The sequence below is a fragment of the Streptomyces sp. BK022 genome (assembly GCF_004217355.1).
Classification (GTDB): domain Bacteria; phylum Actinomycetota; class Actinomycetes; order Streptomycetales; family Streptomycetaceae; genus Streptomyces; species Streptomyces griseoluteus.
Genome location: NZ_SHKU01000002.1, coordinates 559,678 through 571,647, shown reverse-complemented (window position 1 = coordinate 571,647; position 11,970 = coordinate 559,678). Strand labels below are relative to the sequence as shown.

Sequence of the window (11,970 nt, the reverse complement as noted above, 5' to 3'; positions counted from 1 at the left end):
CCCCATCGCCCGCGCCCGCTCCCACGGCCGTGTGAGACTGCCCCGGTGCCGACCCAGCCTTTCAACGACCTCTCGGTCGCCTCCCACTACGACACCCTCAACCCCTGGGGTCCGGGCGACGACTTCCACCTCGGCCTGATCCGCGCGGCGGACTCCGTGCTGGACATCGGCTGCGGCACCGGCCAGTTGCTCCGCCGGGCCCGTGCCGAGGGACACCCCGGACGGCTGACCGGACTCGACCCGGCCGCCGCGATGCTGGTGCGTGCCCGGGAAGGCGCCCCGGACGTCGAGTGGGTCCTCGGGGACACCCGGAGCCGCCGGTGGAAGGGGGAGTTCGCGCTCGCGGTGATGACCGGGCACGCCTTCCAGCAGCTGGTCCGGGACGAGGACGTACGGCAGTGCCTGGGTGCGGTGCGCGAGGCGCTCGCGGCGGGCGGCCGCTTCGTCTTCGAGACCCGCAACCCCGAGGTCCGCCCCTGGGAGCGCTGGACCCCGGACCGGGTGCGCACCATCACCGGCCCCGACGGCGCCGAGGTCCGGGTCCACCACGAGGTGACGCACGGCCCGGCGGGCGGTCTCGTCGGCTTCACCGAGACCTATGCGTGCGAGAGCTGGCCGGCCCCGAGGGTCGGCCGCAACACCCTCCGCTTCCTCGGCCCCGGCGAGCTGGACCGCTTCCTCGCCGAGGCCGGGCTGCGTACCGTGGCACGCTACGGCGACTGGGACCGGAGCCCGCTGGGCCCGGCTTCGCCGGAGATCATCACCATCGCCGAAGGGGCGCACGAACGGGCGCGCGGGGACCGGGGAGACACCCCCTAGTCCCTCAAGGTGTCCGCCTCAGTCCTTGGAGGTGTCCTCCTCCAGCGCCGCCAGCGCCGGGTCCAGGATGATGTCCTCCTCGCGGGCCTCGATCGTCGGCTCCTCCGGGAAGTGGCAGGCCGTCAGGTGGCCGGCCCGGTTCCCGGAGAGCTGGACCAGCGGCGGCTCCTCGGTCGCGCACTTGTCCTGCGCCTTCCAGCACCGGGTGCGGAAGCGGCAGCCCGAGGGCGGGTCGATCGGGGAGGGCACGTCACCGGCCAGCCGGATGCGCTCGCGGGCCGGGGCCTGCTCGCCCGCCACGCTCACCTCGGGAACGGCGGACAGCAGGGCGTGCGTGTAGGGGTGCCGGGGACGGGTGTAGATCGAGTCCCGGTCACCCACCTCGATGATCTTGCCGAGGTACATCACCGCGACACGCTGCGAGAAGTGGCGCACGATGGCCAGGTCGTGCGCGATGAAGAGGAAGGCGATGCCGAGTTCGCGCTGCACCTTCTGGAGCAGGTTGACGACCTGGGCCTGGATGGAGACGTCCAGCGCGGAGACCGGCTCGTCGGCCACGATCAGCTTGGGTTCCAGCGCGAGCGCCCGCGCCACGCCGATGCGCTGCCGCTGGCCGCCGGAGAACTCGTGCGGGAAGCGGTTGAAGTGCTCGGGGTTGAGGCCCACGATCTCCAGCAGCTCGCGCACGCGCTTCTCGCGGCCACCGGGCGGCTCGATCCCGTTGATCTCCATCGGTCCGGCGATGATCTTGCCGACCGTCTGGCGAGGGTTGAGGGAGGAGTACGGGTCCTGGAAGATCATCTGGATCTCGGACCGGATCGGCGCCAGCTCCCGGCGCGAGGCCCGGCTGATGTCCTTGCCCCGGTACGAGATCGTGCCCGCGGTCGGCTCCATCAGCCGGGTGATCAGCCGGCCGGTGGTGGACTTGCCGCAGCCGGACTCGCCGACCAGCCCGAAGCTCTCGCCCACCCGCACCGACAGGTCGATGCCGTCCACCGCCTGGACCGCGCCGACGGTCCGCCGGATCGGGAAGCCGCCCTTGACGGGGAAGTGCTTGGTCAGCCCGGAGACCTCCAGCAGCGGTTCGCCCCCGGCGTCGGCGCCCTCGTCCCGCGGAGCGGGCAGGAGCAGGTCCTTGGTCATGACGGTTCTCCTTTGCGCCCTGGGGGGCGTCTCGTCGATCGTGCCGGGCTCGCGGCGTGATCCGGAAGAAGGGCCCTAGCCCAGCCGGGGCTTGATCTCGTTCACGAAGATGTCCCGCTTCTGCGCCGGGGTCAGATGACACGCCGACTCCCCCGCGCCGAGCAGCGGGCGCTCGGTCGCGCACCGGTTGCCCTCGACCCGGTCCTGGAAGGGACAGCGGGGGTGGAAACGGCAGCCGGAGGGCGGGTTGAGCAGCGAGGGCGGGGAGCCCGGAATGGGGGTGAGCGCGATCGACGGGTCGGAGTCGAGCCGCGGCATCGAGTTCAGCAGGCCCCAGGTGTAGGGGTGTTCGGGCCGGTGCAGCACGGAGTCGACCGAGCCGCGCTCCACCGCGCTGCCCGCGTACATCACCATGATGTCGTCGGCCATGTCCGCGATCACCCCGAGGTCGTGGGTGATGAAGATGATGCCCGAGCCGAACTCCTGCTGGAGGTCCTTGAGCAGGTCGAGGATCTGCGCCTGGACCGTCACGTCGAGCGCGGTGGTCGGCTCGTCCGCGATCAGCAGGTCGGGGTCGCAGACCAGCGCCATGGCGATCATCGCGCGCTGGCGCATGCCGCCGGAGAACTGATGCGGGTAATCCCCGGCCCGCGCCTTGGGGTTGGGGATGCCGACCTTGCCCAGCATCTCCACCGCGCGGTTCCACGCCTCCTTCTTGGAGGCGCCGGTGTGCTTCATGTACGGCTCGGCGATCTGCCGGCCGACCGTGTAGTAGGGGGAGAGCGCGGTCAGCGGGTCCTGGAAGATCATGGCGACCTTGTTGCCGCGCAGCTTCTCCATCTCCGACTCGCGCGCGGTCGTCAGCTCCTGCCCGTCCAGCAGGATCTCACCCTCGACGGTGGTGAACATCGGGTTGTGCAGGCCGAGGACGGTCAGGTTGGTGACCGACTTGCCCGAGCCCGACTCCCCCACGATGCCGAGCGTTCTGCCCCGCTCCAGGTCGAAGGAGAGCCCGTCCACGGCCCGTACGACGCCGTCCTCGGTCTTGAAGCTGACGTGCAGATCGCGCACGGACAGCAGCGGACCGTCGCCCGCCGGGGCCGGAACACCGGCCTCCTTGGTCAAAGTGGTCACGACAGTGCTCCTAGGACAGCCGCACGCGCGGGTCGATGAAGGCGTACGCGGCGTCGACGATGATGTTGAAGAGCAGGATCATGGCGGCGGCGAACAGCATCACGCCCAGCAGCAGCGGCAGGTCGCTGAAGTACACCGACTGCACGGACAGCTGTCCGAGGCCCGGCAGACCGAAGGTCCACTCGGTGATGATGGCGCCGCCGAGCAGCGAGCCGAGGTCGATGCCGAAGATGGTGACGATCGGGATCAGCGAACCGCGCCAGGCGTACCGGAAGAACACGTAACGCTGGGACATGCCCTTGGCTCGGGCGGTGCGGACGTGGTCCTCCTGGAGCTGCTCGATCATCGAGGAGCGCGCCATACGGGTGTACTGCGCCGCGAAGATGGTGGAGAGGATCACCCAGGGGATGATCAGTCCCGCGAACCAGTTCAGCGGGTTCACGGTGAAGTTGTGGTAGCCGGGCTTCTCGAACCAGTGGGTCTGGTAGACGAGCAGCGCCAGGGCCAGCGGGCCGAGGAAGTAGATCTGCATCCCGGAGATGACCATCGCGCCGGCCGTCGCCACCTTGTCGAGCACGGTGCCGCGCCGCCAGGCGGCCACCAGACCGGCGCCGATGCCGATGACGAGGAAGAACACCGCGCTGCCGATGGTCAGCGAGACGGTGGTGGGCAGCCGGTCGATCAGCGTGTCCCAGACCGGCTCGTTGGAGTGGTACGAGTAGCCGAAGCAGGGTGCCGGGCACGGCCCCTGGGCGAAGCTGTCGCTGCCCATGACCAGGTTGTGCAGGAAGAGCAGGTACTGCTCCGGGATGGACTTGTCGAGGCCGAGCACGTGGTGGATGTTCGCGATGGCATCGGGGTTGCAGGTCTTGCCGCACATCAGCAGCGCCGGGTCGCGGGGCACGCCGAAGAACAGGACGAACGTGACGATGCTCAGCAGGAACAGGATGACGACGGCACCGAGGGTCCGGCGGACGAGGAAGCGCAGCATGACAGGGGCAGCTCTCTGACGTCGGCGGTCCGGGGCCCGGCGCCCGGCGCGCCCTGGAAGGGCGCGCCGGAGGCCGGGCGGGGAGGGCGGTTACTTGATGAAGAGGCGACGCGGGTCGACGCCGCTGAGCACGTCGTCGTAGACGAGTCCGCCGACCTTGGACCCGGCGATCTGGGTCTGCTTGTAGTACGCGGTCGGGACGACGTTGATGACGTCCTTCACGATGTGCTGGTCGAGCTTCTCCCACTCGGACGCGGCCTTGGCCGGGTCGGTGATCTTGCTGATCCGGTCGATCTCGCTGTTGACCTGCGGGTCGTTGAGCTGCGAGTAGTTCTGCGCGCCGTCGGCGATCACACGGCCGTCGTACAGCGGCGGGATGACGGTCGAGGCGGACGGCCAGTCGGCACCCCACGCGGTGTGGAAGATGTCGTAGTTGTTGTTCAGCTTGGAGACCTGGTCGTAGTACGTCTCGGCCGGGATCTCCTGGCGCTGGACGTCGAAGCCGGCCTTCTTCAGGCCCGCCGCCATGGCGGTGGAGTACTGCTGGCCCTCGGGGGTGTTGACGTAGCCGAAGGTCAGCTTCATGTTGAGCTTGCCGGCCTTCTTCAGCAGCTCCTTGGCCTTGGCCGCGTCACCGGCGGGCTTCTTCTTCTTGCCCCACGGGTCGAAGGAGGCGTCGTAGCCGGAGACGGTCGGGGAGATCAGACCGCCCGCGACCTCCATGGCGTCGGTGCCGCCGAAGGCGCGGACGAACGGGGTGACCGGCAGGGCGTAGGCGATGGCCTCGCGGACCGTCTTGTCCTGCATCGGCTTGTGGCTCATGTTGATGTTCATCTGGCCGACGAACGACTGGTAGCCCGAGACCGTACGGGACTTCAGCTTCGCGTCCTTGAGCACCGAGGACAGGTTGCCCGCGTCGACCTGGTTGTTGAAGCTGATGCCGGTCTGGTCGGCACCGCCGTCGGCGAGCAGCGCCTTGGTGGACGCCTCGTACTGCTGGTTGAAGCTGAAGTTGAACTTGTCGATGTACTGGTGCCGGATCGGGTCCGTCTTCGGGTCCCAGTTGGTGTTCTTCACCAGCACCATGGACTTGCCGGACTTGAACGACTCGATCTTGTACGGGCCGCTCACCACGGGCGCCTTGTCGTAGCGCTCCTTGGTGTCGCCCTTCTGCGAGACGACTCCGTAGCCGGCCATGGCCAGCGCGTACGGCAGGTCGGGGCGGGCCGTCTTGAAGTGGAAGACGATCGTCTTGTCGTCCGGCGTCGACAGCACCGAGTCGGGCAGGTGCTTGCCCTTGTAGGGGCCGTCCTTGAGCAGCTTGCGGTAGGTCGCGCCCGGCGAGTCGGCGAGCCACTGCTGGAGGAAGGTCGGGCCCTGGTTGATGAAGGGCGCGAAGAGCCGCTCGACGGTGTGCCGGACGTCCTTGGACGTGATCGGCGTGCCGTCCTGGAACTTGATGCCGTCCTTGAGCGTGTACTTCCAGGTCTTGCCGCCGTCGGTGGTGGTGCCCGAGTCGGTGGCGAGGTCGCCGACCACCTCGTGCTTGCTGCCGTCGTTGCTGGTCGCCTTGTAGCCGGTGAGACCGCGGTGCAGCAGGGTAGCGAGCGAGCCCTCGTCGGACACGTAGATCTGTGCCGGATCGAGGTGCGCGTAGCTGTCGCGCTGGAGGACCTCCAGGGTGCCGCCGGACTTGGCGCCGGGCACCTCCGCCGCCGGTCCGGTGGACGCCTTCTCGTCACCGAACTTGATCAGCGCCTGCTGGCGCTGGGCGTTCTGCTGCTGCTTCTTGTCGTCGTCGCCGCTGCCGCTGCCGCCCTTGCTGCAACCGGTGAGCACAAGCGCTCCGGCCGCGAGCACGGAGAGTGCGCCGTATGTGTGGCGTCCGCCCCTACTCATCACGAGGTTCCCACCCATCTCTGTGTCACCAGTGCGTTCCTGTGTCACCAGTGCGAAAGAAACTGCTGGTAGTGCTGTGCGAGGTGCTGTGGTGCTGTGGTGCTGTGAAGTGACCGGTCAGCGAGCGGTCTTGGGGTCGAACGCGTCCCTGACCGAATCCCCGAGCAGGTTGAACGCCACGATGAAGATGATCATCGAGATGCCCGGGAAGAACATGTAGGTGATGTCGTTCTGCATCACCAGTTCCGTGGACGCCTTGGAGAACATCTGCCCCCAGTCCGGCGTCGGTTCGACGATGCCCACGCCGAGGAAGGAGAGCCCGGCCTCGGCGGTGACGAAGGAGGGCAGCAGGTAAGTGGCCTGCACCAGCAGCGGAGTTACCACGTTCGGCAGGATCTCCTTGCGGATGATCCGCCACGAGGAGGCCCCGCTGACCCGGGCCGCCTCGATGAACTCCCGCTCCCGCAGGGCGAGCGAGGTGCCGCGCAGGATGCGGGCGAGGCTCATCCAGCCGAGGAACCACTGGACGATGATCAGCGCCAGTACCCGGACGTAGGTGGGGGTCTCGTCGGTGGGGCTGACGAACAACGAGACGACGACCGGCATGCTGGCGATGAAGAACAACTGCGCCGGGAAGGCGAGCAGGAAGTCGATGACCCGGCCGATGGCGAAGTCGGTGCGGCCGCCCAGGTATCCGGCCGCGACGCCGAGCAGGATGCCGGTGAGGACGACGGTGACGGTGACCGCGAGCGAGATCATCAGCGAGGTACGGATGCCGAACAGCAGCTTGGTGAAGACGTCGTAGCCGTTGCCCGGTTCGAGGCCGAACCAGAACTCGCCGCTGATACCGCCGTTGGGCTGCACCGGCACACCCGCACTGTCGAACAGCTCGGGACGCTCGTCCGCGTACACCGTGTACGGGTCCTTGCCGTACACCTTGGAGATCAGCGGGGCGAGCAGCCCGACCAGGAAGAAGAAGATGACGACACAGGCCGAGATCACGCCGGTGCGGTCGCGCTTGAAGCGCATCCACATCAGCCGGCCGGGAGAACGGCCCTCGAGCTGGACGGTCTCGGTCTTCGCCGGCGGCCCTGGTTCGCCGTCGACGACGACCGAAGTGCCGCCGCCCTCGATGTCGATGGGACTTGTCACGGTTCGTCCGTTTCGCAGATTAGAGTGCGGGAGGTTCCGGAATTGCTGGACAGCGCGCGAACTCGCAGTCGGACGCGCGTAGTTCTAGGGCCGGATCACGCCGCTGGAAGCGACGAACAGCTCCCTCTCGACCCGAGCGGTACGCGGCTAACTATCTGCCATGAGCCAAGTGGCGACCACTGTCTTTAAATCTCAATTCAGTCACAGCTGACGGGCGGAACTTCCAAAAACCGGACAAACAGCTCCCCTGATGAAGGCCGCGAAACGGACGTGTTACATGGCTATCGGTTCAGGATCTCCGCGTTCCGGACACCGGGCGCCCCGGCGGCGGCTCAAATTCGGTTGCGAAAAAGCCCGGCCGCCCCCGAGATGGGGACGGCCGGGCTCAGTCACCCGGCGCTGAGGCCGAGTTGATCAGTCGTCAGCTGTGCTTGGCACGGCTCGCGGTGCGGCCGCGCTCCTTCTGGTCGAGGACGACCTTGCGGATGCGCACCGCCTCCGGGGTCACCTCGACGCACTCGTCGTCGCGGCAGAACTCCAGGGACTGCTCCAGGGAGAGCTTGCGCGGCGGGACGATCGCCTCGAACGAGTCGGCCGACGCCGACCGCATGTTCGTGAGCTTCTTCTCCTTGGTGATGTTGACGTCCATGTCGTCGGAGCGCGAGTTCTCGCCGACGATCATGCCCTCGTACACCTCGGTGCCCGGCTCGGTGAAGAGCACGCCGCGCTCCTGGAGGTTCGTCATCGCGAACGCGGTGACGGAACCGGCGCGGTCGGCGACGAGCGAGCCGTTGTTACGGGTCGTCAGGGTGCCGAACCACGGCTCGTGGCCCTCGTGGATGGAGTGGGCGATGCCCGTACCACGGGTGTTGGTGAGGAACTCCGTACGGAAGCCGATGAGGCCGCGGGACGGGACGACGAACTCGAGACGGACCCAGCCGGAGCCGTGGTTGGACATGTTGTCCATCCGGCCCTTGCGGACGCCCATGAGCTGCGTGACCGCGCCCATGTGCTCCTCGGGGACGTCGATCGTCATGCGCTCGACCGGCTCGTGCACCTTGCCGTCGATCATCTGCGTGACGACCTGCGGCTTGCCGATGGTCAGCTCGAAGCCCTCGCGGCGCATCTGCTCGACCAGGATGGCGAGCGCCAGCTCACCACGGCCCTGGACCTCCCAGGCGTCCGGGCGCTCGGTGTCGAGCACGCGGAGGGAGACGTTACCGATCAGCTCGCGGTCGAGACGGTCCTTGACCTGGCGGGCGGTGACCTTGCGGTCCTTGACGGCGGACTTGGCGTCCGCGCCCTTGCCGGTGCCGCCACGGCCGACCAGCGGCGAGGTGTTGGTGCCGATGACCATGGAGATCGCGGGCTCGTCCACCGTGATCAGCGGGAGCGCGACGGGGTTCTCCGGGTCGGCGAGGGTCTCACCGATCATGATGTCCGGGATACCGGCGACGGCGCAGATGTCACCGGGGCCCGCCACCTCGGCCGGCTTGCGGGTGAGCGCCTCGGTCATCATCAGCTCGGTGATGCGGACGTTCTGGACGGTGCCGTCGCGCTTGATCCAGGCGACCGTCTGGCCCTTGCGCAGCTCGCCCTGCTCGACGCGGAGCAGCGCGATACGGCCGAGGAAGTTGTCCGCGTCGAGGTTGGTGACGTGGGCCTGGAGCGGCGCGTCCTCCTCGTACGTGGGGGCCGGGACGTGCTCCAGGATCGTGGAGAAGAACGGCTCCAGGCTGTCGGAGTCCGCCGGGACCGTGCCGTTCTCCGGCTTGGTCAGCGACGCGATGCCGTCACGGCCGCAGGCGTAGACGATGGGGAACTCGATCTGCTCCTCGTCCGCGTCCAGGTCGAGGAAGAGGTCGTAGGTCTCGTTGACGACCTCGTCGATGCGCGAGTCGGGGCGGTCCGTCTTGTTGATGCACAGGATGACGGGCAGCCGCTGCTGGAGCGCCTTGCGCAGCACGAAGCGGGTCTGCGGCAGCGGGCCCTCGGAGGCGTCGACGAGCAGGACGACCGCGTCGACCATCGACAGACCACGCTCGACCTCGCCACCGAAGTCGGCGTGGCCGGGGGTGTCGATGATGTTGATCGTGATCGGGTCCCCACCGTCCTTGGGGTGGTACTTCACCGCCGTGTTCTTGGCGAGGATCGTGATGCCCTTCTCACGCTCCAGGTCGTTCGAGTCCATCATGCGGTCGTCGACGGAGTCGAGCTGGTGGGCGGCGAACGCGCCGGCCTGCTTCAGCATGCCGTCGACGATGGTGGTCTTGCCATGGTCGACGTGGGCGACGATGGCGACGTTACGGATGTCGTGGCGCGTGGCCATATTGCGGCGTACTCCCGGAGTGTGCGGACTGCCCTGCGCGGGTTTCTCTAGCGCGGGACCTGCCGGGCTGGACACGCCACGGCCTCACCCCATGGTACGTGGCCCTGCGGGGGACGGCCTCCGCAGGGCCACGGGGCCCGGTTTCCGGGGGAAATCAGGGGTGGGGCCGGGCGTCAGTTCCCGCTCGGAGAGGGCGAGACCTTCGCGCCCTTCTTGAGGAAGCCCATGTCCTCGTAGACCGGGGTCTGGAAGCCGAAGGCTCCCGTGTTGACCAGGGTCTTCCGCACGCCGACGAGCTGGGGGCGCTGGTAGAGCGGGATGGAGCCGGCCGCCGCCCAGATGCGGGTGTCGGCCTTGCGGATGAGGTCGCGGGACTCGTCCTCGTCCAGCGTCGAGGCGGCCTGGTCGAAGAGCTGGTCCACCTGGTCGGTGCCGACCCGGGTGTAGTTCTGCTCGACGTTCACCGAGCCGTCGGCGGCGGGCGCGGGCTTGGCGAAGATCGGACGCGCGTCGGTGGCCGGGAAGGCGGAGGCGGGCCAGGAGTAGAGGGCGAGGTCGAAGTCGCCGGCCGCGATGTGGTCCTTGAAGTAGCTCTCGTCCGGGACCTTGATGAGGGTGGTGCGGATGCCGACCTTCTCCAGCATCGCGGAGATCCGCCCGGCCACGGTGTTCAGGGTCTCCGAGCCCGCCCCGGTGGGGAGCACGAAGCGGAGGTTGAGCGCCTGCCCGTCCTTGGCGAGGGGTCCGTTGACCGCGCCCGCCGGGGCGGCCGTGCCCTTGGGGGCGTAGGCGCCCGGGGCACCACCCTGGCCGGTGTACTGCTTGCCGTCCTGGGCGAGGTGGCGGCCGCTGCCGTCGCCGTGCTCGTTCTTGCCGTCGGTGTTCTTGTCGTCCTCGCCGACGATGTACTCGCCGTCCTTGCCGCCCTCGGAGCGGTCGTCGTCGTCCTGGGTGCCGCTCTCCGGTCCGGCGGCCTTCTCCGCCTTCTTCTCCGCCTTGACGGGGCCGCCCGGTACCCACCCGGCGTCCGAGAGCAGGGCCTGCGCCTCCTTGGTGTCCTGGCCGCCGAGGGCGTCGCTGTTGTCGGCGTAGGCGGGCTGGCCCTCCAGCGCCAGGTGGCTGCCGACCGGCTCGGCGGGCAGGCCGAGCGGGGTCAGCACCAGCTTGGCCAGCTCCTTGCGGTCCAGCGCGCGGGCCACCGCCCGGCGGACCCGCTCGTCCGCGAGCACGCCCCCGGCGCCGTTCAGGGCGAGCTGGGTGTAGGCGGGCTCCAGGGACTTGCGCACCTCGTAGGAGCGGAGCCCGTCCTGCTCCTCCAGGTACCGGGTGATGGCCTTGCGCAGCTTCTTCCGCCCGGCGTGCTCCACCTTCTCCGCCGCCAGGCCGTGGGCGAGCGCCCAGGAGCGGAGCTTCTTGGCGGAGGTCTTGCCGCCGCCCGCGAGCGGGCTGCCGGTCCCGGCGCCTCCGGCGGCGCCGCCGATCCGCCCGGCCGTGGCGGCGTCCACGTCGGCGACGTCGACCTTGCCGTCGGCCAGCGCGCCGGCCCGCTCCTCGCGCGGGACGGTGTGCAGCACGATCTGGTCGAGCTTGGCGGGCTGCCCCCACCAGCGCGGGTTGCGGGTGAGGACGACGTCCTTGCCGGCGGTGTCGACCTTGTCCACCCGGAAGGGGCCCGCGGTGGTCTTCAGCTTCCGCCGGGCGCCGTCGTTGAAGGCGTCCGGGGTGCCCATGACGTCCTTCGGGTACAGCGGGGAGAACAGCGACTTCCAGTCGGCGTACGGGCGGGAGAAGGTGACCCGGACCTGGAGGTCGCTGGCACCGCGCTCGATCTTGGAGATGCGGTCGTACCCGGCGTTGCGGGCGGTCCAGAAGGCGCTGTCCTTGCCGGACAGGGCGCGCCACTGGGCGAGGAAGTCGGCGGCGCCGATCTCCCGGCCGTCGCTCCACACGGCCTGCTGGTTCAGCTTGTACAGCACGACCTGGCGCGGCTCGGTCTCGATGACCTTGGCGGACTCCAGATAGGCGGAGTTCACCGCCGGCCGGCCGTTCGCGTCGAGCTGGAACATCGAGGGGAGGGTGGCCTGGGCGACCCGGGTGGTGCCCGCGTCGGCGTCGGCCTGGTAGGCGTTGAGCGTCTCCGGCAGCGCGTCCACGGCCCACTTCACGGTGCCGCCCTCGGCGACGTCGGCGCGGGTGACGTGGGCGATGTCCGGTCCGGCCAGCGGGTGGCCGGCCTTCTCGTCCGAGCCGCAGCCGGCGAGGAGGGGCACCGCGAGGGCGCCCGCGGTGAGGAAGGCGGTCGCGCGCAGGACCGCGCGTGAGCCGACGCCGTCGTGGGACATCTCTGCTACCTCCGGAAGGCCGCGGCCGTGTTGATCACTTTTGGCGGTATATGGAGCTGATCAGATCTATGCGCCCACTGAAAACGACCGCACCGGGGGAAACGGGGCGACACGACCGCGCCGCGCGGCAACCCCACCCGTGCGGCGCAACCCCGCCCGCT

The 11,970-nt window shown here is 69.0% G+C and carries 8 protein-coding genes; 1 reads left to right on the top strand and 7 read right to left on the bottom strand.

All coding sequences use genetic code 11. From position 1 onward, the window contains the following. Positions 1-45: 45 nt before the first annotated feature. Positions 46-819 (top strand): class I SAM-dependent methyltransferase, encoded by a 774-nt coding sequence (locus tag EV284_RS08720; RefSeq protein ID WP_130332003.1) that lies wholly within the window; start codon positions 46-48, stop codon positions 817-819. A gap of 18 nt (positions 820-837) precedes the next feature. Here the strand turns inward: EV284_RS08720 and EV284_RS08715 are convergent, their stop codons facing one another. From EV284_RS08715 to EV284_RS08685, 7 genes are all read right to left on the bottom strand, one after another. After that, positions 838-1,962, bottom strand: coding sequence for an oligopeptide/dipeptide ABC transporter ATP-binding protein (locus tag EV284_RS08715; protein WP_130332001.1), 1,125 nt, complete (start codon positions 1,960-1,962; stop codon positions 838-840). Between the two features lie 75 nt (positions 1,963-2,037). Beyond that, complete coding sequence (locus EV284_RS08710; RefSeq protein WP_130331999.1) at positions 2,038-3,096, bottom strand: ABC transporter ATP-binding protein; 1,059 nt, start codon at positions 3,094-3,096, stop codon at positions 2,038-2,040. Between the two features lie 10 nt (positions 3,097-3,106). Beyond that, on the bottom strand, positions 3,107-4,087 hold the full coding sequence (locus EV284_RS08705) for an ABC transporter permease (protein ID WP_130331997.1): 981 nt from the start codon (positions 4,085-4,087) through the stop codon (positions 3,107-3,109). Between the two features lie 90 nt (positions 4,088-4,177). Continuing rightward, positions 4,178-5,986: an ABC transporter substrate-binding protein gene (locus EV284_RS08700; RefSeq protein ID WP_130331995.1), complete on the bottom strand. Its 1,809-nt coding sequence runs from the start codon at positions 5,984-5,986 to the stop codon at positions 4,178-4,180. 117 nt (positions 5,987-6,103) lie between these two features. After that, complete coding sequence (locus EV284_RS08695) at positions 6,104-7,138, bottom strand: ABC transporter permease (RefSeq protein WP_130331993.1); 1,035 nt, start codon at positions 7,136-7,138, stop codon at positions 6,104-6,106. A 421-nt stretch (positions 7,139-7,559) separates the two neighbouring features. After that, complete coding sequence (typA, locus tag EV284_RS08690; protein WP_086692123.1) at positions 7,560-9,467, bottom strand: translational GTPase TypA; 1,908 nt, start codon at positions 9,465-9,467, stop codon at positions 7,560-7,562. 173 nt (positions 9,468-9,640) lie between these two features. Then, positions 9,641-11,809 (bottom strand): ABC transporter family substrate-binding protein, encoded by a 2,169-nt coding sequence (locus EV284_RS08685; protein WP_130331991.1) that lies wholly within the window; start codon positions 11,807-11,809, stop codon positions 9,641-9,643. Positions 11,810-11,970: the final 161 nt, after the last annotated feature.